Source organism: Enterobacter sp. ZOR0014, from assembly GCF_000798855.1.
In the GTDB taxonomy this organism is placed as follows: Bacteria; Pseudomonadota; Gammaproteobacteria; order Enterobacterales; family Enterobacteriaceae; genus Enterobacter; species Enterobacter kobei.
The window spans coordinates 1-22,124 of record NZ_JTLF01000234.1 but is presented as its reverse complement, the minus strand read 5'-3'; the positions used below and the strand labels follow the sequence as shown (position 1 = coordinate 22,124).

The following is a 22,124-nucleotide window of genomic DNA, read 5'->3' as shown; positions in this document are numbered from 1 at the left end:
CAGTCCTATGCCGAATCCCCCCTGACTACACTTTGTAGCGCTCTGCCACGTTAGCCTGGTTGATGTCCTCAAGCAGAGCCTGACGCGTCCTCTCCAGGTCATCCCAGTGGGCAGCGTGTTGTAAAGGAGGGATGGTGACGAGTTCGCGACGGTCAAAGCCCGCCAGGGCTGCGTCAACTAACTGATCCACTTCCATCATCTCGGGCGCCTTACTGATATCAATACCGGCACGTTCCCAGATTTCAGTGTAAGTGCCGGCCGGAAGTACCGCCTGGACGTAAACGCCTGCGGAGGACAGCTCAAGATGCAATCCCTGCGACAAGAAAAGCACGAAGGCTTTGGTTGCACCGTAAATCGACATGCCAAATTCCGGGGCGAGCCCAACGACTGAACTGATATTGACGATCGCACCTTCTCCGGCGTTGACAAACCTTGGTGCCGCGGCACTGGCAAGTCTCGTCAGCGCGGTGACATTCAGGGCGATAAGACGCTCAATTGCCTCGGACGTCTGGCCGATAAAATGGCCCGACTGTGCGATGCCGGCGTTATTGATCAGCACCCCTATTTTTTCGTCTTCACGAAGACGCGTTTCCACCGTCGCTAACTCCGCTGCCTGAGTGAGATCGGCAGGCAGGACATCTACAGAAACGCCCTTCTCCTGTCTCAGACGTTCGGCAAGTGCGTCTAATTTTGTTTTATCCCGGGCAACCAGAATCAGGTCATGTCCACGGCTTGCAAACCTTTCCGCATAAACAGCACCAATACCCGTCGATGCGCCTGTAATGAGAACTGAAGTTTTCGTCATGTGTGATCTTCTTTATCAAATGTTAAACAGAATCTGCACCGTTCGATGCAGAAAAATCCGGGAGATATCCGGCTCTCTTTGCTGATCTCAGCCAGACTGACAGAGCGTGCCTTTCTCTGCGAAGCGCTGTCGGAGATACGGATTTAATGATGATGATCATAATCTATAAAGTCAACTGGTTTGATTATGGTCATCATCAATGTATAATTGAGCCTTGTTTTATAGGGGGTGGGCAGCATGAAAGTGTCAAAAGAGCAGGTCCGGGAGAACCGGATGCGCATAGTTGAAACGGCATCCGAACTTTTTCGTGAACGCGGCTATGACGGCGTGGGCGTGGCGGAGCTGATGTCTGCTGCGGGTTTAACTCACGGCGGGTTTTATAAGCACTTTGGTTCGAAGGCCGACCTGATGTCAGAGGCCATGAATTGCGGGTTTGTGCATGCCGCGGAAAACCTGGCGGGTGTAGATCGAGACAAATTCATTGAATATTACCTCTCCCGGCAGCATCGCGATGATATGGCCGGAGGTTGCGTGATGTCTGCCCTGGGCACGGACACCGCACGCCAGTCCGAGTCCATCAAAGAGACATTTGCAGCCGGGGTTGAACGTCAGCTGGCAATGTTAAGCGACGAAAATGTCTCACGTGCTGACCTGATAAACACCTTTGCACATCTTGTCGGGGCTCTGGTGTTGTCCCGTGCCTGCCCGGATAATTCCGCGCTGGCTGACGAAATTCTGGATGTCTGCCGCTCTCGCATTTTGAGTAAGGCTCCGCGAAAGGAATGAATATTTTGCAGCCGGGGGTGTGATTGCCGGGAAATAACCGGAAGATTTAATGACGGAGGTCATAAAAAATGACGCTATCCCGGAGAGTAGGTTTGGAGAGGTTTTAGAGTAAGCCAAAAAGTTATATATTCCGGCCCGTTAAATCCAAATACACCTTCTGAGTTCAGAGGTTTACTCATGTCATGGCAATACTTCAAACAGACTTATTTAGTTAAGTTCTGGTCACCTGTTCCGGCCGTTATCGCGGCAGGCATTCTCTCTACTTATTATTTCGGCATTACCGGTACCTTTTGGGCCGTGACCGGCGAGTTTACCCGCTGGGGTGGTCAACTTCTGCAACTCGCTGGCGTGCATGCCGAAGAGTGGGGCTACTTTAAACTCATTCACCTGGACGGTACTCCGCTTACCCGCATCGACGGAATGATGATCATCGGGATGTTCGGCGGCTGTTTCGCGGCGGCGCTGTGGGCAAATAACGTCAAGTTGCGCATGCCCAAAAGCCGTATCCGCATTATGCAGGCGGTCGTCGGCGGGATTATTGCCGGATTTGGTGCTCGCCTGGCGATGGGCTGTAACCTTGCCGCGTTCTTCACGGGTATTCCGCAATTTTCACTGCATGCCTGGTTCTTTGCCGTCGCCACCGCGATTGGCTCTTACTTCGGTGCAAAATTCACCCTGCTGCCGCTGTTCCGTATTCCGGTAAAAATGACCAAAGTTAGCGCGGCGTCGCCGCTGACCCAGAAGCCGGACCAGGCGAAACGCCGTTTTCGCCTCGGTATGCTGGTCTTTTTTGCCATGATCGCGTGGGCAATCTGCACAGCGCTGAATCAACCGAAACTCGGCCTGGCGATGTTGTTCGGCGTAGGGTTCGGTCTGCTGATCGAACGCGCGCAGATCTGCTTTACCTCTGCGTTTCGCGATATGTGGATCACCGGACGAACCATGATGGCAAAAGCGATCATTGCCGGTATGGCGGTGAGTGCCATCGGCATTTTCAGCTATGTACAACTCGGTGTTGAACCGAAAATCATGTGGGCCGGTCCTAACGCGGTGATTGGTGGCCTGCTGTTTGGCTTCGGAATTGTGCTGGCAGGCGGGTGTGAAACCGGCTGGATGTATCGCGCCGTCGAAGGCCAGGTGCATTACTGGTGGGTCGGCCTTGGTAATGTCATTGGTTCAACCATTCTGGCGTACTACTGGGATGATGTCTCACCTGTACTCGCAACAAACTGGGATAAGGTCAATCTGTTGAGCACCTTCGGTCCGCTCGGCGGCCTGCTGGTAACCTATGCCTTGCTGCTGGTCGCTTTTTTACTGGTTGTCGCGCAGGAGAAACGTTTCTTCCGTCGCACCACCGCTAAACCTGAAACGCAGGAGAACGCTGCATGAAAGAGATCGTGCCTGATTATCGACTGGATATGATCGGCGAACCCTGCCCTTATCCGGCAGTGGCTACCCTTGAAGCGCTACCGCAGCTCAAAAAAGGGGAAATTCTGGAGGTGGTGAGCGACTGCCCGCAATCCATTAACAACATTCCGCTGGATGCTAAAAACCATGGCTACACGGTGCTGGATATTCAGCAGGACGGGCCAACAATCCGCTATTTGATTCAAAAATGAACGTTCAGGCCTCGTCAGAGGCCTTTATCGCATTGAATTATAAGACCTCTTGATCGAGGGCAAAGCCGCCGCATCTGACTTAAGTAAAATCTCATATCCATTTTGAAGGAGGTTTTCGCAGTTTGATGTATTTACGAGCTTTACTGGTTTTCGCCTTATTGATTCCCTTTCACGTGCTGCCCCTGAATTTCTCTTCAACCTTCCTGCGCCTTAACTGTCCGGAAAGAGGACTTGTCGAGGTTATTCTGCACGTTTACGACCATACGCAGGAACGGTGGCGCGGCCAGTTTGAAACTGGCGCAGGGCACAAGCGCGCGGGTGACACCGAAATGATCCCGTTTGCTAATGGCGATATTCTTTTTCATTCGGTGTCCAGCGACGCATTTAGCTATTTATATGATGGGGAAACGAAACTCAGGCACTGCGTAAAACTTGACGAGCGGCCGGTTTATCCATCGTTTTGAAGGCTGCAAAAACAAACTGGCCACCTGGTGGCCAGTTTGAGGGGGGATTAGAAGCGATAACCTGCAGAGAACATAAACACCCACGGATCGAGGCGAGTATTGATACTTTGCTGCTCACCGCCCGCTTTAAAGCGTACGTCTGTATCAATGTCCATGTACCAGACTGAGGCGTTGATCAGCCAGTCGCGGTTAATCAGATAATCCAGACCGACCTGCCCCGCCATACCCCATGAATCTTTAAGGCTGAGGTCCGTCAGACCGGCCGCTTTACCGGTATCGTTAAACTTCTCATCAAAGAAGGTGGTGTAGTTTACACCGGCGCCAATATACGGACGCACCTTGCTGCTGGCATCGCCAAAGTACCATTGCGCCATCAGCGTTGGCGGTAAATGGTGAACGGTGGCGATATCACCGGTCGGGCCGAGACCCACGCGATGGCGGAACGGCGTTGCCGCCAGAAGCTCGACACCAATGTTATCCGTCGCCATATAAGTAAACGTTAAGCCTAACTGGGTGTTATTACTGACGTTAAAACCGCCCATACCCAGCACGTTATCAGAGCCCTCTGTTGGGCGAACCGTGGCCGAACCGGCACGAATAAAGAATTCACCTGCTTCGTGCGCATACGCGCCGCCAGAGAGACTGCTTAATACAAGGGCTGCCACCGCTAATTTTTTCATATCCGCTCCATCGTTGTGGTTTTAATAGCGGGTGAGAATATACTCACAAAAGAGTAATAAGTGATCTGCCACAGATCACATTAAAACCAGTAAGTTAACATTCATTGATCTGGGTTAATTTTTTGTGGCACTTTGAAAAACATTAAGTTGTTTCCATGTCAATTTTTGGCATTTCACAGTTACAAAATTTTCTCTTTTCCCCCTCTTGCTCTTCCTCAGGCGGCTGGCTAATTTATCGCTCTCACAAATTGATTTGATGCGTTCTTTTTTGCAGGTGTGCCATGAGTGAAGTTAACCCGTGCATGACGTGCGGAGCCTGTTGTGCGTATTTTCGAGTCTCTTTCTACTGGGCCGAGGCCATCGATGGCGGCGGTACCGTTCCGGTTCATCTCACTGAGCCGTTAACCCCTTTTCTGCGCTGTATGCGCGGCACGAACCAAAAACAGGCTCGCTGCGTCGCGCTTCAGGGTGAACCCGGGGTCTCAACCCGGTGTTCCATCTATGAGGATCGCCCCAGCCCCTGCCGGGAATTTGCTATGTCAGGGGAAGACGGGCAGGTCAACGACGCCTGTAATCGCGCCCGCGCACGGGTCGGATTACCGCCGCTTTACAAAGATATGCTTTTCCATACAAGCCTTGATGCTGCCACAGCAGGTGCATCCGGTGTACAATTGCCGGCTAATTAACACCTGCAATACTCAAGGAGAGTGCATGTCTATCACGGCGAAGTCTGTCTACCGTGACACGGGAAACTTTTTCCGCAATCAGTTCATAACTTTTTTACTGATCGCGTTGCTTTGCGCCTTTATCACTGTGGTGCTGGGCCATGCCTTCTCACCGAGTGATGAACAGATTGCCAGCCTGAGCCAGGGTGACAATCTGGCAGGAAGCGTCGGGTTGTTTGAACTGGTGCAAAACATGACGCCAGAGCAGCAGCAAATCCTGCTGCGGGCTTCAGCCGCATCGACGTTCTCTGGTCTCATTGGTAATGCGATTCTGGCGGGCGGCGTTCTCCTGATGATTCAGCTGGTGTCAGCGGGCCATCGGGTCAGTGCCTTACGGGCGATTGGTGCCAGTGCCCCCGTTTTGCCGAAGCTGTTTATCCTGATCTTCTTAACCACCCTGCTGGTTCAGATGGGGATTATGCTGGTCGTGGTGCCGGGCGTGTTGCTGGCTATCGTGCTCTCTTTTGCCCCGATCATAATCGTGCAGGACAAAATGGGTATTTTTACCGCAATGCGCAGCAGTATCAGGCTCGCATGGGCGAATATGCGTCTGGTAGCCCCTGCCGTGATCGGCTGGCTGCTGGCGAAAACGCTTCTGCTCCTGTTTGCGCCGAATTTTGCGGTTTTAACGCCTAATGTTGGCGCGGTAGTCGCGAATACGCTGAGCAACCTGATTTCAGCGGTACTGCTGGTCTATCTGTTCCGCCTGTATATGTTAATTCGTCAGTAATCCTGATGCCGGGAGCATGACCCGCTTCCCGGCTCAACAGAGAAGATGGAATCACAGAATGAAGCAGTTTCTTGATTTTTTACCGCTCGTGGTCTTTTTCGCGTTTTATAAGCTGTATGACATCTATGCTGCGACCACTGCGCTGATTATCGCGACCGCGGTTGTGCTGATCTACAGCTGGGTACGTTACCGTAAAGTCGAAAAAATGGCGCTGGTCACGTTCGTGCTGGTCGCTGTTTTCGGCGGGCTGACCCTGTTCTTCCACAATGATGAATTCATCAAGTGGAAAGTCACGGTGATATACGCGCTGTTTGCAGGCGCATTGTTAATCAGCCAGTGGGTTATGAAAAAACCGCTTATCCAGCGCATGCTGGGTAAAGAGCTGACGCTGCCGCAGCAGGTCTGGTCCCGACTGAATATTGCCTGGGCGGTGTTCTTTATTCTTTGCGGTCTTGCCAATATCTACATTGCCTTCTGGTTGCCGCAAAATATTTGGGTCAACTTTAAGGTCTTCGGCCTGACCGCCCTGACGCTGATTTTCACCCTGCTCAGCGGCGTTTACATCTATCGCCATATGCCGCAGGACGATAAGCACTAACTGCTGGTTGACCAGAACGTGTTCGACAGGCGTTCTGGTCTATTCTCTCCGCTGTGAAATCATAGTAGCATCCCGCCTGAAGTCTTCCGTTACGAGTTAAAACAATGACAACAACTAACGCCCCTCAGGGCGAACTGGTTTTACGCACACTGGCAATGCCCGCTGACACTAATGCCAATGGCGATATTTTTGGCGGCTGGCTGATGTCGCAAATGGATATGGGCGGCGCAATTCTGGCAAAAGAGATAGCTCACGGACGCGTGGTAACAGTGAGGGTCGATGGGATGACCTTCCTGCGCCCGGTGGCGGTAGGTGACGTGGTGTGCTGTTACGCGCGCTGCGTCAAACGCGGCAATACCTCCATCTCTATCAACATTGAAGTCTGGGTGAAGAAGGTCTCTTCAGAACCGATTGGACAGCGCTATAAAGCTACTGAAGCACTGTTTATTTATGTGGCAGTGGATAGCGAGGGTAAACCTCGTCAGCTTCCGCAGGCCTGATTATCTGACAAAAAAGCCTCCATCCGGAGGCTTTTTTTATTCCATCTGCGCCCCGCCGTTCAGGCGGAAGACAATGTTCACGATCAGTCCGCTACCCGGTTTACCGGCTTCGTAGCGCCATCTGCGCATCGCCGATTTCACTTCGCGTTCAAACATATTAGAAGGCTGAGCGGACAAGATTTGCACGTTATCAACGCGGCCATCTGCGGTAACGTCAAATTTCACCCGTACGCGACCTTCAATACGTAAAGCCTGCGCTCGCGCCGGATACTGAGGCTGGTTTCGGCTCAGTGCTCGTGGGCCCGCTGGCGCGGCAACCGTTGGTTTTGGTGCCGGTGCGGAGTTGTTCATCACCGGACGTGAAGGTGCTGTATTCTCAACCGTCTGGGTCGCGCGTGGCTCAACCGGACGTTCTTCGCGTTTCGGACGCTCCTCGACCTTCTTAACCGGTTTTGGCTTCGGCTTAGGTTTGGGCTTCGGTTCAGGTTTATGGATCACCACCGGGGCTTCCTTCGGTGGCGCCGGAACAGGCTCGGGTTCTGGCTCCGGTTCAGCAACCGGCTGTGGCGGTGGCGGCGCGACCTGCGGCGGCTCGAGATCCGCTGGCGATACCATGGTCACCGAAATCGGCTGCGCGGGTGCGGGCATTTCAATAACCTGATGAACCGAGGTATAGAGCAAACCCGCCACGACAGCACCGTGAATCACGACGGAGAGCAGCGTCGGCCAGGGAAAGCGGCGAGGTAAATCAAGGGTCATCGAAGTCATAGTCATCAACGTTAAAAAATCGAACCCTGATTTTAAATGCAAATAGCAATCATATTCAATAAGACACTTTGTTCTGGCGCAATTTAAGCGTCAATGTGGCCAAAAAAGGGGCATTCAGATCAGGGTATTAACATTGTTTTTATCTTTACATTGCAGTCAGTTGCCCTTTCACATAACGTAACTGACACTTTAAAACCCTTAAGGAGCTTCACCGTGCTTTACGTGATTTACTCTGAAGATGTCGCTGATTCACTTGAGAAACGCCAGTCTGTCCGCCCTGCTCACCTGGCACGCTTACAGCTGCTACAGGATGAAGGTCGTTTGCTGACCGCTGGCCCAATGCCTGCTGTCGACAGCAACGACCCGGGTGCAGCCGGTTTTTCGGGCTCCACGGTTATTGCAGAGTTTGAATCTCTGGAAGCGGCGCAGGCCTGGGCTGACGCAGACCCGTACGTTGCGGCGGGCGTGTATGCGAAGGTAACGGTGCGACCGTATAAGAAAGTGTTCTGAGGCAAAAAAGGCTCCCTCAGGAGCCTTTCTTCACATCAATGCAGTGACGCTAACCGCGCCGCAAACCCGACAAACAGCAGCCCTATCAGCCCGTTCCCCAGCTTTGCCAGTTTCTTTTTGGTTTTCAAATAACGCGTGACAAACGCACCGGAGAAGATCAGGAAGCTCATGTACATAAAGCTAATCAACTCAAGCGTGGTGGCGAGAATCAGAAAAGAGGTCCCGGTATTTTGTGCATTCACGTCAATAAACTGCACAAAGAACGAAACGTAGAACAGAATCGCTTTTGGATTCGTCAGGCTCAGTACCAGGGCGCGTTTCATGATCATACTGGCAGGTTCAGTTCCGCTCTCATGAGCATGATTCTGACGGTTAATCACCGACCAGAGCATTTTGCCGCCCAGCCAGAGTAAATAGAAAGCACCCAGATAGCGTACGATATTAAACAGTACCGGCGTGGTCTGGATTAAAGCCGCGACACCGGCCCAGGCGAGAAACATCAGAACCGCATCGCCGATAAACACACCTGTGGCGGCAAGATATCCTTTTTTAACGCCGTGACCGATCCCGGTCTTCAGCACAAACAGGGTATTCGGGCCCGGCACCAGCACAATAAAAAATGCGCCAACAACATACGTCCAGAAATTCAGTACGCCAAACTCCGCAAACACCTCTCCCTCCTTTTGCTAAACATCACCGGAATATCGCAGCAATAACGATATTCTCTAAATAAGACACTATAAAATCAGCGGGCACCTTGCGGTGCCCTCAGGGTTTTCAGATATCCTGGACGGCGAACAGCAACGCGTTGCGGTGCCTGTTCAATCCACATTTTCTGATGGCGTGGATACGCATATTGCGGCGGGATTGTGCTTCCAGCCAACGAGCCTTACGACGACTCACCTGTCGCAACATGCGCCAGCGCCCTACTTCTGTTCTACTGCGCTTCATGTCTACAACTCTTTCTCAAACAGAGCCGCCATTATAAACCCAACCCGGCAGCAAACCAGCGCTTTTACCTGGCGTTTTTATTTGCCAGATGAATCCTGATGCGTACACTCATAACAATACGCTTTCAAAAGGATTTTTTTAACCATGACAACCTTCTACACCGTGGTGAGTTGGCTGGTCATTTTGGGATACTGGCTGTTAATCGCGGGTGTGACATTACGCATCCTGATGAAGCGCAGAGCCGTACCCTCCGCCATGGCCTGGCTTCTGATCATTTACATCCTCCCGCTGGTGGGAATTATTGCCTATCTCTCTTTCGGTGAGCTTCATCTGGGTAAACGCCGGGCCGAGCGGGCGCGTGCCATGTGGCCTTCCACCGCGAAGTGGCTTAACGATCTTAAAGCCTGCAAACATATCTTTGCCGAGGAGAACAGCAGCGTCGCCTCCTCGCTGTTTAAGCTCTGCGAACGGCGTCAGGGGATTGGCGGCGTTAAGGGGAACCAGCTCCAGCTTCTGACCTCCTCCGATGACGTGATGCAGGCGTTGATCCGCGATATCCAGCTTGCTCGCCATAACATTGAGATGGTGTTCTATATCTGGCAGCCCGGCGGCATGGCCGACCAGGTCGCTGAATCCCTGATGGCGGCCGCGCGTCGGGGGATCCACTGCCGTCTGATGCTGGACTCCGCAGGCAGCGTGGCGTTTTTCCGCAGCCCTTGGGCAGGCATGATGCGTAATGCCGGTATCGAAGTGGTTGAGGCGCTAAAGGTAAATCTCCTGCGCGTCTTTCTGCGTCGGATGGACCTTCGCCAACACCGTAAAATGATCATGATTGATAATTATATTGCCTATACCGGCAGTATGAACATGGTTGACCCGCGCTTCTTTAAACAGGACTCCGGCGTCGGGCAATGGGTGGATCTGATGGCACGAATGGAGGGGCCGATTGCCACCTCGATGGGTATCGTTTACTCCTGCGACTGGGAGATAGAGACCGGCAAGCGTATTCTGCCCCCACCGCCAGATGGCAACATCATGCCGTTTGAAGAGGCCAGCGGTCATACTATTCATACCATTGCCTCCGGGCCGGGATTCCCGGAGGACTTAATTCATCAGGCGCTGCTGACGGCTACCTACTCAGCGCGTGAATATTTGATCATGACGACGCCCTACTTCGTCCCCAGCGATGACCTGCTGCACGCGATCTGTACCGCAGCGCAGCGTGGTGTCGATGTGAGTATCATTTTGCCCCGCAAAAATGACTCGCTTCTGGTGGGCTGGGCCAGCCGCGCCTTCTTTAGCGAACTGCTGGCCGCCGGGGTGAAAATCTACCAGTTTGAAGGCGGGCTGCTGCACACCAAGAGTGTGCTTGTCGACGGCGAGTTAAGCCTGGTGGGCACGGTAAACCTCGATATGCGCAGCCTGTGGCTGAACTTTGAAATCACCCTGGTGATTGATGACGCCGGATTTGGCGGTGACCTGGCGGCGGTGCAGGATGATTATATCTCCCGCTCGCGGCTGCTGGATGCCAGGCTGTGGGTAAAACGCCCGCTGTGGCAGAGAATAGCTGAACGACTGTTTTACTTCTTTAGTCCGTTGCTGTAAAACGTGCCCAACGATGTTAAACAGGTAGTCATCATGGAAATGGATCTGAACAATCGCCTGACCGAAGACGAAACGCTCGAGCAGGCCTATGACATTTTTCTCGAACTGGCGGTTGATAACCTCGATCCCGCGGACGTGATCCTCTTTAATCTGCAGTTCGAAGAGCGCGGCGGTGCCGAATTGTTCGACCCTGCAGAAGACTGGGCTGAACATGTGGATTTCGACCTGAATCCTGACTTCTTTGCCGAAGTGGTGATTGGGCTGGCTGACGAAGATGGTGGGGAAATTAACGACATTTTCGCTCGCGTCCTGCTCTGCCGGGAGAAAGACCACAAGCTGTGCCACATTCTCTGGCGCGAATAATAAAAAAGGCTGCGATGGCAGCCTTTTTTATTTACTTCGGTAACTCGCTCCCACATCGGTTGCAAAACCGCGCGCTCTGCTCATGCTCACCCTGATGACAGCGCGGACATTTACGCTGCGCTTTATGGCTTTGAAATGCACTGCTCATGTGCGTGGTAATTAACCCCGTCGGGATAGCAATCACCGAATACCCAATCAGAATGAGCACGGATGCCACTATGCGCCCCAGCGGCGTATGGGGTGTGATATCACCGTACCCCACGGTCGTCACGGTCACGATGGCCCAGTAGACGGAGGCGTTGAGCGTTGTGAAGCCGTATTTGGGCCCTTCTATCAAATACATCAGCGCGCCGAAAACAATCATCACAATGGCAATAAACGAGTAAAACAGAATAAGCTGATGTCGTGCGCTAACGATGGCACTCCAGAATACGCGCAGCGACGGCATAAAACGCAGCAATTTAAGAATTCGCAATACGCGAATCACGCGCATGGCGCGCCAGGCGAAAACATAGTTGAGACTGATTTCTGGCCATAGCCACATGACATAGAGCGGCAGGATAGTCGCTAAATCGATAAAACCCCAGAAGCTGAATACGTACTTTGCCGGATTGGGCCAGCAAACGACCCGCAGAATATACTCAGCGGTAAAGACCAGGGTGATCGCCAGTTCAAGCCAGACAAAGGCATGCCATTCATCAAAAGTCAGGTGATATTGTGTCCCGACACCGGATTCAATAAAGATGACAATGACGCTAAGTAACGCAAACAGCGCGCAGAGTCCCTCAAAACGGCGTCCCGATACCGTTTCTGGATCGAATAAAAGATGATAGAGCCGTCGACGGGCTGAAGTGAATAAACGCGACACGGTAACCTCGCAATAAATAAGGGCTGACATCATGTCAGCCCTTGCGATTATAACGGGTCTACTTTCAGGCAGGAAACCGCATGTCGGAAACTGCCTTCCAGAACCGGTCGTGTTTTCGCACATTCCGGCCCGGCCATCGGGCAGCGCGTACGGAACACGCAACCTGACGGCGGATTAATCGGTGAAGGCAATTCTCCTTCCAGAAGCTGGATCGTTTTATTTTTCTCCAGATCGGGATCGGGGATGGGTACTGCAGACATCAGTGCTTTGGTGTAAGGGTGCAGCGGATTGTGGTACACCTCATCATACGTGCCCAGCTCCACGGCATGACCCAGATACATCACCAGCACACGGTCAGAAATGTGTTTTACGACGGCCAGATCGTGCGCAATGAAGATCAGCGACAGCCCCATCTCGCGCTGCAGCTTCTGCAGCAGGTTTACCACCTGCGCCTGAATGGAAACGTCCAGCGCGGAAACCGGTTCATCACAGATAATCAGCTTCGGCTCAAGGATCAGCGCACGCGCAATACCAATACGCTGACACTGACCGCCGGAGAATTCGTGCGGATAACGGTTAATGAGGTTAGGCAACAGCCCCACTTTCAGCATCATCGCCTTTACGCGGTCACGGACTTCCTGACGCGGCATCTTAGGATGATAGGTGCGCAGCGGCTCGGCAATAATCTCTCCGATGGTCATACGCGGGTTAAGTGATGCCAGCGGATCCTGGAAAATCATCTGGATGTCGCTTCGCACGTCCCGCCACTCGTCGGGCTTCATCCCCAGCAGGTCTTTACCCAGCCACGCCACTTTTCCATCGGTAGCTTTGACCAGGCCGATAATGGCACGTGCGAAAGTGGATTTCCCACAGCCGGACTCGCCCACGACCCCCAGGGTCTCCCCCTCGTACAGACGCAGGGTGACGCCATCCACGGCTTTCAGGGTTTTCGGCGGCTGCCAGAACCACTGTTTACCATCCTTAATATCGAAATGCACCTTAAGGTCAGCGATTTCGAGCAGCACATTGCGTTTTTCATCTAATGCGTTCATACCAGCTCCTCCTGCGGCTTAAAGCAGGCGCGCAGACGGCCTGGTGCAAATGCTTCCAGCGGCGGCGCGCTGTTGCAGATTTCCATCGCATGCGGACAGCGCGGCTGGAACGGACAGCCTTTTGGCAGACGCAGCAGGTTTGGCGGGTTGCCCGGAATGGTGAGCAGGGATTCCCCTTCCGCATCAAGCCGCGGCACCGCGTTCAGCAGGCCAATGGAGTATGGATGGGCAGGCTGATAGAACACGTCCCGCGCTTTGCCGTATTCCATCGTACGACCGGCATACATCACCAGCACTTTGTCACAGATACCGGCAACAACACCCAGATCGTGGGTAATCATGATAATCGCCGTGTTGAACTCACGCTTAAGCTCGTTCAGCAGGGTCATGATTTGCGCCTGAACGGTAACGTCCAGTGCGGTAGTCGGTTCATCGGCAATCAGCAGTTTTGGCCGGCACAGCAGCGCCATAGCAATCATCACGCGCTGACGCATACCGCCGGAGAATTCGTGCGGGAACATGCGCATGCGCTTACGCGCTTCCGGCATTTTTACCGCATCCAGCATTTTGACGGATTCCTCAAACGCTTCCGCTTTCCCCAGACCTTTATGCAGCATCAGGACTTCCATCAGCTGCTCACCGACGCGCATATACGGGTTCAGCGAGGTCATCGGGTCCTGGAAAATCATCGAGATCTGCTCGGCACGCAGCTTGTTCAGCTCGTGCTCCGGCAGGTTGAGGATTTCGCGACCATTGAATTTTGCGGAACCGCCAATCACACCGTTAGATGCCAGCAGGCCCATCAACGCAAAGGCGGTCTGGGATTTTCCGGAGCCGGATTCACCGACAATCCCCAGCGTTTCACCCGCGCTCAGGTTGAAGTTGAGATCGTTGACGGCGGTAACATCCCCGTCAGGGGTTTTAAAGGTCACACGGAGGTCTTTTACGTCCAGCAGAAGATTGCTCTGCTGTTGCGCCTGTGGCGCAGTGGCCGTTTCAATAATTGTCATGACGGCGCTCCTTAACGGTCTTTCGGGTCGAGGGCATCACGCAGGCCATCGCCGATAAAGTTGAAACAAAACAGTGTGACCACCAGGAAACCCGCCGGGTAGAGCAACAGCCACGGTGATACTTCCATCGAGTTTGCACCATCGCTCAACAGCGCGCCCCAGCTGCTCAGTGGTTCCTGCGTACCCAGCCCCAGGAAGCTGAGGAAGGATTCAAACAGGATCATGCTTGGCACCAGCAGTGAGGCATAGACCACAACCACCCCCAGCACGTTAGGAACAATATGGCGAACCACGATATTTCGGGTAGATACGCCACCAACCTGCGCGGCTTCGATAAATTCTTTACGTTTCAGGCTCAGCGTCTGGCCGCGTACGATACGCGCCATATCCAGCCAGGAAACCATCCCGATGGCCACGAAAATCAACAGAATGTTCTGGCCGAAGAAGGTCACCAGCAGAATGACGAAGAACATAAACGGGAAGGAGTTCAGGATTTCCAGCAAACGCATCATCACTGAGTCCACTTTGCCGCCAAGGTAGCCGGAAAGTGAGCCGTAGAGCGTACCCAGAATTACCGCCACCAGCGCGGCGGCGATACCGACCATCAACGAGATACGCCCCCCAATCGCGACGCGCACCAGCAGATCACGGCCGGATGAGTCGGTCCCGAAATAGTGACCGGATTCCATATCCGGCGCGCTGGACATCATGCCCCAGTCCGTATCGAAATAGGTAAATTGCGACAGCATCGGTGCCAGGGTCACAAACAGCGCGATGATCACCAGAACCACCAGACTGGCGACGGCGGCACGGTTGTGCATAAAGCGACGGCGTGCATCCTGCCAGAGACTACGACCTTCCACTTCCAGTTTTTCACTGAAGTTTTCCAGCGCCTCGCTGTTTTTCTTACTCAACATCATGGCGTGCTCCAGTTAGTAACGGATTTTCGGGTCGATGACGGCATACAGCACATCAACGATCGCGTTAAAGAGAATGGTGAGCGCACCAACGAGGATCGTCAGGCTCAGTACCAGCGAATAGTCGCGGTTGAGCGCGCCGTTAACGAACAGCTGACCAATGCCCGGCAGGCCGTAGATGGTTTCGATAACCATCGAGCCCGTGATGATCCCAACGAATGCAGGCCCCATATAGGAGAGCACCGGCAGCAGCGCCGGCTTGAGCGCATGGCGGAAGATAATCCGGCGCATCGGCAGCCCTTTCGCGCGCGCGGTGCGGATGAAGTTCGAATGCAGCACTTCGATCATAGAACCACGGGTGATACGCGCGATACTGGCGATATAGGCCAGAGATAATGCCACCATTGGCAAAATCATGAACTTCAGCGCCCCGCCGTTCCAGCCGCCGCCAGGCAGCCACTTCAGCGTAATGGCAAATATCATCACCAGTAATGGCGCGACAACGAAGCTGGGTATCACTACCCCGGTCATTGCCACCCCCATTACGGCATAATCCCATTTGGTATTTTGTCTGAGCGCGGCGATAACGCCTGCGGTGACCCCGAGAACGACGGCCAGAATGAATGCCGCAGCACCCAGTTTTGCCGAAACCGGGAAGCTGGAGGCCACCAGGTCGTTTACGGAATAGTCTTTATATTTAAATGACGGTCCAAAATCACCGTGCGCCAGCTGCTTCAAATAATTGAAGTATTGGGTAGTGATGGGATCGTTTAAGTGATACTTCGCCTCGATATTCGCCATAACTTCCGGCGGCAGCGTACGTTCACCGGTAAATGGACTTCCCGGTGCGAGACGCATCATAAAGAAGGAAATCGTAATTAGAATAAATAACGTTGGTATCGCTTCTAGACAGCGACGCAGGATAAATTTCAACATTGCCCGTACCTTCTGGCGTGTGCCTGATGAATGTTACAAAGTAGACACAGTGGGGCAAGCCAGGCTCACCCCACGTATTGCCATTAATGCTTGATAATATAAAGATTCTTAACGGAAATATTATCCAACGGGTCTTTACCGGTATAACCCCCTACCCACGGTTTCACCAGACGGGCGTTAACGTAGTAGTAAACCGGTACGATTGCAGAGTCTTTATCGAGCTGCTCTTCAGATTTCGCGTACAATTCTGCGCGTTGCGCATCGTCAGAGACTTTCAGCGTATCAGCGATGATCTTGTCGAACGCCGGGCTCTTATAGTGCGCAGTGTTGTTTGAACTGTCGCTGAGCATCGTGTTCAGGAAGGAGGTCGGTTCGTTATAGTCCGCACACCAGCCTGCACGCGCCACGTCGAAGGTCCCCTGATGACGCGTATCGAGGAAGGTTTTCCACTCCTGGTTTTCCAGCTTAACGTTGACGCCCAGGTTTTTCTTCCAGATAGACGCGACGGCGATAGCCAGTTTTTTATGCAGATCTGACGTGTTGTACAGCAGGTTAAACGTTAATGGCTTATCGGCAGTGTAGCCCGCTTCAGCCAGCAGCTTTTTCGCTTCTTCGTTACGTTTTTCCTGAGACCACTTGAACCATTCAGGCTCAACCAGTTTCATTCCATCGGTATAAGGAGGGGTGTAGCTATACGCCGGGAGATCGCCCTGGTTTTTCACTTTGTTCACGATAATATCGCGATCCAGTGCCAGCTTCAGCGCAGTACGAACGCGTACGTCGGTGAACGGTGCTTTCTGGTTGTTGATTTCGTAGTAATAAGTGCACAGGTATGGGTCGACGTGAACTTCTTTCGGGATCTCTTTTTTCAGCTTCTGGAACAGTTCAATCGGCATGTTGTTATAGGTCATGTCGATTTCACCGCTACGGTAGCGGTTAACATCCGTTACTTCAGAAGAGATTGGCAGGTAGGTGACCTGATTAATCACGGTCTTCGCGTTATCCCAGTATTGCGGGTTACGCTCCAGGACCATACGTTCGTTGACCACCCAGTCTTTCAGCTTATAGGCACCGTTGGTCACGATATTGGCAGGTTGCGTCCATTTTTCACCAAATTTTTCCACAGCGGATTTTGGTACCGGGGAAACGGATGGGTGAACCAGCAACTTATAGAAGTACGGAACAGGTTCGCTCAACGTCACTTCAAAGGTATTGGCATCGATCGCTTTCACGCCCAGGTCGGTGACCGGCTTTTTACCGGCGATGATGTCATCGATATTGGCGATGTGGCCATATTGCAGATAGCTCGCATACGGAGAGGCGGTATTTGGATTCGCCAGGCGCTGCCAGCTATACACGAAATCTTCGGCGGTAACCGGCGTACCGTCGGACCATTTGGCATCTTTACGCAGATGGAAGGTCCAGACTTTAAAATCTTTATTTTCCCACTTTTCTGCCACACCCGGTGCCGGGTGGCCGTCAACGTCAGTCACCAGAAGACCTTCGAACAGGTCACGGTTAACGTTTGACTCAGGAACACCTTCAATTTTGTGCGGGTCAAGAGACTGAACTTCCGCACCGTTGTTACGCACCAGCGTCTGTTTCTCCGCCAGTTGTACTCCTGCAGGAACGTCCGCAGCCATTGCAGCATTGCCCGCGATTAGCGCAGTTAAAATCCCCGCCGCTACCAGATTTTTTTTTGTGATGATGGACATTGTGTTGGTACTCCACTCATTATAATTACTGGCTTTCGCCAGCTGTCTATTCCCCTGTTGGGGCCTGTACAGCGCAGGAGTTTTTTTTGCTGCTGTCAGGTTCTTCTTTTACTACTTGCTATCACCGACTTTTTTTATTACTGACTGCTCGTATGGCCGTCTTGCGTCGATTCTTCACAGGCCTCCCCTGTTTGAGACCTGAGCTGGATATCTGAGAAGAGAGCTATATGAAAATAATTCTCATCTGATTGTTTTATGCTGCAAAATAATAGGCCGGAAAGTATCAAATGGCGTAAACGCGCGCCAATACATTTTGCAAATTTGTTAAGCAATTCTCTTTTACGAAGTACGTCGTATCGTTGGGGGCAGCCCTGCCAGACATCGAAAGCCGGTAAAAACACCGGGTATTCAATAAGGTAGAGAAAACTTCCTCTACTCGCGCGTCGCTGCGCTACTTTTGAGTGATTTTGTACAAAAATTTAACAACTGATCATTATTTAGCACATTCCTCTAAGGGAAAGTTGAAATTACTAATAACATTTCGGTTATCTCTCAGCAAGCCCCAGAGTATCGTGTGAGTAAAATAACAGAGCGTTCGAAGATTTTCTGTGCAGGCGGGATTGTGCGAAATTCATAACTCTTTGAAATAAAAGAGATGAACATTATTAGTAGAATTTATTATGATATGTGAGCATTTCAACTTTAGTTATATGATTTGCTGATATTCACGTAAAAAAAACGGAGCCGTAGCTCCGTTCTTTCATTCGAAATATTAGTGTAGCAAGCCGGGGAAAATGCTTTTAATACCGGTGACAATGAATTCGATCCCTAACGCCATCAACAACAACCCCATAATACGGGTGATGACGTTAATCCCCGTCTGTCCCAGCAAGCGAACCAGCCAGGGCGCCATACGAAATACCCCCCAGCAGCAGAGCGCGAAAACAGCAATGGCGACAGAAAAACCAATCAGGTGCATGAGGCTATGGTAACGCGTACCCCAGACAATGGTCGAACTGATAGCACCGGGACCGGCCATGAGCGGTAAAGCCAGTGGCACCACGCCGATACTTTCGCGTATCGCGGTTTCTGACTTCTCCTGCTTGTTCTGTTTATCCTCGCCCAGCTTACCGCTGATCATCGACATGGCGATGGTCACCACCAGGATCCCACCCGCAATGCGGAAGGAGTCGATGGAGATACCGAAGACCTGGAGAATGGCATCCCCCAGGAAAAGCGAGGTGAGCAAGATGATCGCCACAGACAGGTTAGCGGTGAGATTGGTTTTGTTCCGGGCCGCCGCCGTCTGGTAACTGGTCATACTAATAAAGACAGGAATGATACCCACCGGGTTAACCAGGGCAAACAAACCGATAAAAAATTTGAAATACGTTGGAAAATCAAAGAGCGTTTGGATCACGTTTTGCTCCGCCTTTGCACATGCCCGGGACTGACAACGTTGTCATGAAAAATCGCGCTGAAGATACGCTTTTTATTAGCATACTTCACCAGAAATCTGTGCCAAAACGTTAGCATTTCAGAATGTTAAACATATGTTGAATCATTGATGCCACCACTTCCAATAGTTACTTAATTAATTAACAGTGGAAAAATATCCATGAAATAACCCTGCTGAAAGGTATCAGCTTGGGGAGAAATTGACGCAGATCATGATTTCCGTACTCAGAAGTGAGTAATCTTGATTACGCCCCCCAGGAAGGTCACCTGTCAAAAAGGGATGATGCTAAGGTAAGGCTCTTTTAGTAAATTAGTGTGCTGGAGCATAAAGTAACCCATTGTTTTACTTTATGTAACGCAAGTCGTATTGGCACTGTCTATACTGTCTGACGTATCGAGCGCTGGTTTACTAAAAGAGTTTAAACATTATCAGGAGAGCATTATGGCTGTTACTAATATCGCTGAACTGAACGCCCTCGTCGAGCGCGTTAAAAAAGCCCAGCGTGAATATGCCAATTTCACCCAAGAACAGGTTGATAAAATCTTCCGCGCTGCCGCTCTGGCTGCTGCAGATGCTCGAATCCCTCTCGCTAAAATGGCCGTTGCCGAATCTGGCATGGGTATCGTTGAAGATAAAGTGATCAAAAACCACTTTGCTTCAGAGTATATCTACAACGCCTATAAAGATGAGAAAACCTGTGGCGTGCTGTCTGAAGACGACACCTTCGGCACGATCACCATCGCTGAACCTATCGGTATTATCTGCGGTATTGTTCCAACGACTAACCCAACTTCAACGGCTATCTTCAAATCTCTGATCAGCCTGAAGACCCGTAACGCAATTATCTTCTCTCCACATCCACGTGCAAAAGATGCGACCAACAAGGCAGCAGATATCGTTCTGCAGGCTGCGATTGCCGCAGGCGCACCAAAAGATCTGATTGGCTGGATCGACCAACCTTCCGTTGAGCTGTCCAACGCACTGATGCACCATCCTGACATTAACCTGATCCTGGCGACCGGTGGTCCTGGCATGGTTAAAGCTGCATACAGCTCCGGTAAACCTGCCATCGGTGTTGGCGCGGGTAACACCCCTGTTGTTATCGACGAAACTGCTGATATCAAACGTGCCGTTGCTTCCGTACTGATGTCTAAAACCTTCGATAACGGCGTTATCTGTGCATCTGAACAGTCTGTTGTTGTGGTTGATTCCGTATACGACGCTGTACGCGAGCGTTTCGCCAGCCACGGCGGCTACATGCTGCAGGGTAAAGAGCTGAAAGCGGTTCAGGACATCATTCTGAAAAATGGCGCGCTGAACGCCGCTATCGTAGGTCAACCCGCCTATAAAATTGCTGAACTCGCAGGCTTTACTGTTCCGGCAACCACCAAGATCCTGATCGGTGAAGTAAAAGTTGTCGACGAAAGCGAGCCGTTTGCTCACGAAAAACTGTCTCCAACGCTTGCCATGTACCGTGCGAAAGATTTCGAAGACGCGGTAGAGAAAGCCGAGAAACTGGTTGCCATGGGCGGTATCGGTCACACCTCTTGCCTGTACACCGACCAGGATAACCAGCCTGAGCGTGTTGCTCACTTCGGTCAGATGATGAAAACTGCCCGTATCCTGATTAACACCCCTGCTTCTCAGGGTGGTATCGGTGACCTGTACAACTTCAAACTCGCACCTTCCCTGACTCTGGGTTGTGGTTCCTGGGGTGGTAACTCCATCTCTGAAAACGTTGGTCCGAAACACCTGATCAACAAGAAAACCGTTGCTAAGCGAGCTGAAAACATGTTGTGGCACAAACTTCCGAAATCTATCTACTTCCGCCGTGGCTCTCTGCCAATCGCGCTGGATGAAGTGATTACTGATGGCCACAAGCGTGCGCTCATCGTGACTGACCGTTTCCTGTTCAACAACGGCTACGCTGACCAGATCACCTCTGTTCTGAAAGCGTCTGGCGTTGAAACTGAAGTGTTCTTTGAAGTTGAAGCTGACCCAACACTGAGCGTGGTGCGTAAAGGTGCTGAACTGGCGAACTCCTTCAAACCAGATGTGATTATCGCTCTGGGTGGTGGTTCCCCAATGGATGCCGCGAAAATTATGTGGGTTATGTACGAACATCCAGAAACCCACTTCGAAGAACTGGCGCTGCGCTTTATGGACATCCGTAAACGTATCTACAAGTTCCCGAAAATGGGCGTGAAAGCGAAAATGATCGCCGTCACCACCACTTCCGGTACGGGTTCAGAAGTTACGCCATTTGCAGTAGTAACTGACGATGCAACCGGTCAGAAATACCCACTGGCTGACTACGCCCTGACCCCAGATATGGCTATCGTTGATGCCAACCTGGTTATGGAAATGCCGAAATCACTGTGTGCCTTCGGTGGTCTGGATGCCGTGACTCACGCTCTGGAAGCTTACGTTTCTGTTCTGGCATCTGAGTTCTCTGACGGTCAGGCTCTGCAGGCACTGAAACTGCTGAAAGAAAACCTGCCAGCGTCTTACAACGAAGGTTCTAAGAACCCTGTAGCGCGCGAACGTGTCCACAGTGCAGCCACTATCGCCGGTATCGCGTTTGCGAACGCCTTCCTGGGTGTTTGCCACTCTATGGCGCACAAACTGGGTTCACAGTTCCACATTCCTCACGGTCTGGCGAACGCCCTGTTGATCAGCAACGTTATCCGTTATAACGCCAACGACAACCCAACCAAGCAGACGGCTTTCAGCCAGTACGACCGTCCGCAAGCGCGCCGTCGTTATGCTGAAATCGCTGACCACCTTGGTCTGAGCGCACCGGGCGACCGCACTGCTGCGAAGATTGAGAAACTGCTGGCATGGCTGGAAAGCCTGAAAGCTGAGCTGGGTATTCCTAAATCTATCCGTGAAGCAGGCGTTCAGGAAGCTGACTTCCTCGCTCACGTAGACAAGCTGTCTGAAGATGCATTCGATGACCAGTGTACTGGTGCTAACCCGCGCTACCCACTGATCTCCGAGCTGAAACAGATTCTGCTGGATACCTACTACGGTCGTGAGTTCAAAGAAGGTGACGTTGCTGCT

Annotated in this window: 24 protein-coding genes; 11 read left to right on the top strand and 13 right to left on the bottom strand. The window is 52.0% G+C overall.

The window, feature by feature from the left end; translation table 11 throughout:
* Nucleotides 1-25 precede the first annotated feature (25 nt).
* Nucleotides 26-805 carry an SDR family NAD(P)-dependent oxidoreductase gene (locus tag L977_RS12160; protein ID WP_047625819.1) on the bottom strand — a complete coding sequence of 260 codons (780 nt, stop codon included), beginning with the start codon at nucleotides 803-805 and terminating at the stop codon, nucleotides 26-28.
* A 237-nt stretch (nucleotides 806-1,042) separates the two neighbouring features.
* Here L977_RS12160 and L977_RS12155 point away from each other — a divergent pair, with 237 nt between their 5' ends.
* The 3 genes from L977_RS12155 (at nucleotide 1,043) to yedF (ending at nucleotide 3,210) form a co-directional block, all read left to right on the top strand.
* A complete protein-coding gene (locus L977_RS12155) occupies nucleotides 1,043-1,591 on the top strand; it encodes a TetR/AcrR family transcriptional regulator (RefSeq protein WP_023330563.1) in 549 nt (182 codons plus the stop codon).
* 177 nt (nucleotides 1,592-1,768) lie between these two features.
* Nucleotides 1,769-2,980, top strand: a complete 1,212-nt coding sequence (gene yedE / locus L977_RS12150) for a selenium metabolism membrane protein YedE/FdhT (RefSeq protein ID WP_023338394.1) — start codon at nucleotides 1,769-1,771, stop codon at nucleotides 2,978-2,980.
* Nucleotides 2,977-3,210, top strand: coding sequence for a sulfurtransferase-like selenium metabolism protein YedF (yedF, locus tag L977_RS12145; RefSeq protein ID WP_014884113.1), 234 nt, complete (start codon nucleotides 2,977-2,979; stop codon nucleotides 3,208-3,210). The genes yedE and yedF overlap by 4 nt, the downstream gene beginning before the upstream one ends.
* A gap of 194 nt (nucleotides 3,211-3,404) precedes the next feature.
* On the opposite strand, the gene L977_RS24530 is transcribed toward yedF, so the two are convergent.
* Both L977_RS24530 and ompW read right to left on the bottom strand, forming a co-directional pair.
* Nucleotides 3,405-3,575 carry a hypothetical protein gene (locus L977_RS24530; protein WP_155732129.1) on the bottom strand — a complete coding sequence of 57 codons (171 nt, stop codon included), beginning with the start codon at nucleotides 3,573-3,575 and terminating at the stop codon, nucleotides 3,405-3,407.
* Between the two features lie 146 nt (nucleotides 3,576-3,721).
* On the bottom strand, nucleotides 3,722-4,354 hold the full coding sequence (gene ompW / locus L977_RS12140; RefSeq protein ID WP_045269025.1) for an outer membrane protein OmpW: 633 nt from the start codon (nucleotides 4,352-4,354) through the stop codon (nucleotides 3,722-3,724).
* 281 nt (nucleotides 4,355-4,635) lie between these two features.
* Between ompW and L977_RS23205 the strand changes: the two genes are divergently transcribed.
* The 4 genes from L977_RS23205 (at nucleotide 4,636) to yciA (ending at nucleotide 6,907) form a co-directional block, all read left to right on the top strand.
* On the top strand, nucleotides 4,636-5,040 hold the full coding sequence (locus L977_RS23205; protein ID WP_032636276.1) for a YkgJ family cysteine cluster protein: 405 nt from the start codon (nucleotides 4,636-4,638) through the stop codon (nucleotides 5,038-5,040).
* 25 nt (nucleotides 5,041-5,065) lie between these two features.
* Nucleotides 5,066-5,809, top strand: coding sequence for a YciC family protein (locus tag L977_RS12135; RefSeq protein WP_045269024.1), 744 nt, complete (start codon nucleotides 5,066-5,068; stop codon nucleotides 5,807-5,809).
* Nucleotides 5,810-5,867: 58 nt separating this feature from the next.
* The gene (locus L977_RS12130; protein WP_014884118.1) at nucleotides 5,868-6,407 is read left to right on the top strand and encodes a septation protein A; all 540 of its coding nucleotides are present in this window, start codon (nucleotides 5,868-5,870) and stop codon (nucleotides 6,405-6,407) included.
* Between the two features lie 104 nt (nucleotides 6,408-6,511).
* A complete protein-coding gene (gene yciA, locus L977_RS12125) occupies nucleotides 6,512-6,907 on the top strand; it encodes an acyl-CoA thioester hydrolase YciA (RefSeq protein ID WP_008502796.1) in 396 nt (131 codons plus the stop codon).
* 36 nt (nucleotides 6,908-6,943) lie between these two features.
* Here the strand turns inward: yciA and tonB are convergent, their stop codons facing one another.
* Complete coding sequence (tonB, locus tag L977_RS12120; RefSeq protein WP_045135474.1) at nucleotides 6,944-7,666, bottom strand: TonB system transport protein TonB; 723 nt, start codon at nucleotides 7,664-7,666, stop codon at nucleotides 6,944-6,946.
* Nucleotides 7,667-7,888: 222 nt separating this feature from the next.
* Here tonB and L977_RS12115 point away from each other — a divergent pair, with 222 nt between their 5' ends.
* On the top strand, nucleotides 7,889-8,185 hold the full coding sequence (locus L977_RS12115; RefSeq protein WP_023330569.1) for a YciI family protein: 297 nt from the start codon (nucleotides 7,889-7,891) through the stop codon (nucleotides 8,183-8,185).
* Nucleotides 8,186-8,220: 35 nt separating this feature from the next.
* Here the strand turns inward: L977_RS12115 and leuE are convergent, their stop codons facing one another.
* On the bottom strand, nucleotides 8,221-8,856 hold the full coding sequence (gene leuE / locus L977_RS12110) for a leucine efflux protein LeuE (RefSeq protein ID WP_014884157.1): 636 nt from the start codon (nucleotides 8,854-8,856) through the stop codon (nucleotides 8,221-8,223).
* A gap of 106 nt (nucleotides 8,857-8,962) precedes the next feature.
* Nucleotides 8,963-9,136, bottom strand: a complete 174-nt coding sequence (locus tag L977_RS24525; RefSeq protein WP_017384232.1) for a YciY family protein — start codon at nucleotides 9,134-9,136, stop codon at nucleotides 8,963-8,965.
* A 144-nt stretch (nucleotides 9,137-9,280) separates the two neighbouring features.
* On the opposite strand from L977_RS24525, the gene cls reads away from it, so the two are divergent.
* Both cls and L977_RS12100 read left to right on the top strand, forming a co-directional pair.
* Nucleotides 9,281-10,741, top strand: a complete 1,461-nt coding sequence (gene cls, locus L977_RS12105; RefSeq protein WP_008502791.1) for a cardiolipin synthase — start codon at nucleotides 9,281-9,283, stop codon at nucleotides 10,739-10,741.
* Nucleotides 10,742-10,774: 33 nt separating this feature from the next.
* Complete coding sequence (locus L977_RS12100; protein WP_003856748.1) at nucleotides 10,775-11,104, top strand: HI1450 family dsDNA-mimic protein; 330 nt, start codon at nucleotides 10,775-10,777, stop codon at nucleotides 11,102-11,104.
* A 31-nt stretch (nucleotides 11,105-11,135) separates the two neighbouring features.
* Here L977_RS12100 and L977_RS12095 read toward each other — a convergent pair whose 3' ends face one another.
* From L977_RS12095 to L977_RS12065, 7 genes are all read right to left on the bottom strand, one after another.
* Nucleotides 11,136-12,005 carry an ion transporter gene (locus L977_RS12095; protein ID WP_023330571.1) on the bottom strand — a complete coding sequence of 290 codons (870 nt, stop codon included), beginning with the start codon at nucleotides 12,003-12,005 and terminating at the stop codon, nucleotides 11,136-11,138.
* Between the two features lie 14 nt (nucleotides 12,006-12,019).
* Nucleotides 12,020-13,024: a murein tripeptide/oligopeptide ABC transporter ATP-binding protein OppF gene (oppF, locus tag L977_RS12090; protein ID WP_014884159.1), complete on the bottom strand. Its 1,005-nt coding sequence runs from the start codon at nucleotides 13,022-13,024 to the stop codon at nucleotides 12,020-12,022.
* Complete coding sequence (locus L977_RS12085; protein ID WP_014884160.1) at nucleotides 13,021-14,034, bottom strand: ABC transporter ATP-binding protein; 1,014 nt, start codon at nucleotides 14,032-14,034, stop codon at nucleotides 13,021-13,023. Before L977_RS12085 ends, oppF begins: the two co-directional genes overlap by 4 nt.
* Before the next feature lie 11 nt (nucleotides 14,035-14,045).
* Nucleotides 14,046-14,954 (bottom strand): oligopeptide ABC transporter permease OppC, encoded by a 909-nt coding sequence (gene oppC / locus L977_RS12080; protein WP_014884161.1) that lies wholly within the window; start codon nucleotides 14,952-14,954, stop codon nucleotides 14,046-14,048.
* A 12-nt stretch (nucleotides 14,955-14,966) separates the two neighbouring features.
* Nucleotides 14,967-15,887, bottom strand: coding sequence for an oligopeptide ABC transporter permease OppB (oppB, locus tag L977_RS12075; RefSeq protein WP_014884162.1), 921 nt, complete (start codon nucleotides 15,885-15,887; stop codon nucleotides 14,967-14,969).
* An 83-nt stretch (nucleotides 15,888-15,970) separates the two neighbouring features.
* Complete coding sequence (gene oppA, locus L977_RS12070) at nucleotides 15,971-17,602, bottom strand: oligopeptide ABC transporter substrate-binding protein OppA (protein ID WP_023330572.1); 1,632 nt, start codon at nucleotides 17,600-17,602, stop codon at nucleotides 15,971-15,973.
* Nucleotides 17,603-18,374: 772 nt separating this feature from the next.
* Nucleotides 18,375-19,022, bottom strand: coding sequence for a YchE family NAAT transporter (locus tag L977_RS12065; protein WP_014884164.1), 648 nt, complete (start codon nucleotides 19,020-19,022; stop codon nucleotides 18,375-18,377).
* A gap of 480 nt (nucleotides 19,023-19,502) precedes the next feature.
* On the opposite strand from L977_RS12065, the gene adhE reads away from it, so the two are divergent.
* On the top strand, nucleotides 19,503-22,124 hold a 2,622-nt coding region (adhE, locus tag L977_RS12060; protein WP_047625818.1), incomplete at its 3' end, for a bifunctional acetaldehyde-CoA/alcohol dehydrogenase.

What these genes read in the sequence shown, in the direction of transcription:
- L977_RS12160 (WP_047625819.1), bottom strand. Translation starts at nt 805, where the DNA reads ATGACGAAAACTTCAGTTCTCATTACAGGCGCATCGACGGGTATTGGT.
- L977_RS12155 (WP_023330563.1), top strand. Translation starts at nt 1,043, where the DNA reads ATGAAAGTGTCAAAAGAGCAGGTCCGGGAGAACCGGATGCGCATAGTT.
- yedE (WP_023338394.1), top strand. Translation starts at nt 1,769, where the DNA reads ATGTCATGGCAATACTTCAAACAGACTTATTTAGTTAAGTTCTGGTCA.
- yedF (WP_014884113.1), top strand. Translation starts at nt 2,977, where the DNA reads ATGAAAGAGATCGTGCCTGATTATCGACTGGATATGATCGGCGAACCC.
- L977_RS24530 (WP_155732129.1), bottom strand. Translation starts at nt 3,575, where the DNA reads ATGAAAAAGAATATCGCCATTAGCAAACGGGATCATTTCGGTGTCACC.
- ompW (WP_045269025.1), bottom strand. Translation starts at nt 4,354, where the DNA reads ATGAAAAAATTAGCGGTGGCAGCCCTTGTATTAAGCAGTCTCTCTGGC.
- L977_RS23205 (WP_032636276.1), top strand. Translation starts at nt 4,636, where the DNA reads ATGAGTGAAGTTAACCCGTGCATGACGTGCGGAGCCTGTTGTGCGTAT.
- L977_RS12135 (WP_045269024.1), top strand. Translation starts at nt 5,066, where the DNA reads ATGTCTATCACGGCGAAGTCTGTCTACCGTGACACGGGAAACTTTTTC.
- L977_RS12130 (WP_014884118.1), top strand. Translation starts at nt 5,868, where the DNA reads ATGAAGCAGTTTCTTGATTTTTTACCGCTCGTGGTCTTTTTCGCGTTT.
- yciA (WP_008502796.1), top strand. Translation starts at nt 6,512, where the DNA reads ATGACAACAACTAACGCCCCTCAGGGCGAACTGGTTTTACGCACACTG.
- tonB (WP_045135474.1), bottom strand. Translation starts at nt 7,666, where the DNA reads ATGACCCTTGATTTACCTCGCCGCTTTCCCTGGCCGACGCTGCTCTCC.
- L977_RS24525 (WP_017384232.1), bottom strand. Translation starts at nt 9,136, where the DNA reads ATGAAGCGCAGTAGAACAGAAGTAGGGCGCTGGCGCATGTTGCGACAG.
- cls (WP_008502791.1), top strand. Translation starts at nt 9,281, where the DNA reads ATGACAACCTTCTACACCGTGGTGAGTTGGCTGGTCATTTTGGGATAC.
- L977_RS12100 (WP_003856748.1), top strand. Translation starts at nt 10,775, where the DNA reads ATGGAAATGGATCTGAACAATCGCCTGACCGAAGACGAAACGCTCGAG.
- L977_RS12095 (WP_023330571.1), bottom strand. Translation starts at nt 12,005, where the DNA reads ATGATGTCAGCCCTTATTTATTGCGAGGTTACCGTGTCGCGTTTATTC.
- oppF (WP_014884159.1), bottom strand. Translation starts at nt 13,024, where the DNA reads ATGAACGCATTAGATGAAAAACGCAATGTGCTGCTCGAAATCGCTGAC.
- L977_RS12085 (WP_014884160.1), bottom strand. Translation starts at nt 14,034, where the DNA reads ATGACAATTATTGAAACGGCCACTGCGCCACAGGCGCAACAGCAGAGC.
- oppC (WP_014884161.1), bottom strand. Translation starts at nt 14,954, where the DNA reads ATGATGTTGAGTAAGAAAAACAGCGAGGCGCTGGAAAACTTCAGTGAA.
- oppB (WP_014884162.1), bottom strand. Translation starts at nt 15,887, where the DNA reads ATGTTGAAATTTATCCTGCGTCGCTGTCTAGAAGCGATACCAACGTTA.
- oppA (WP_023330572.1), bottom strand. Translation starts at nt 17,602, where the DNA reads ATGTCCATCATCACAAAAAAAAATCTGGTAGCGGCGGGGATTTTAACT.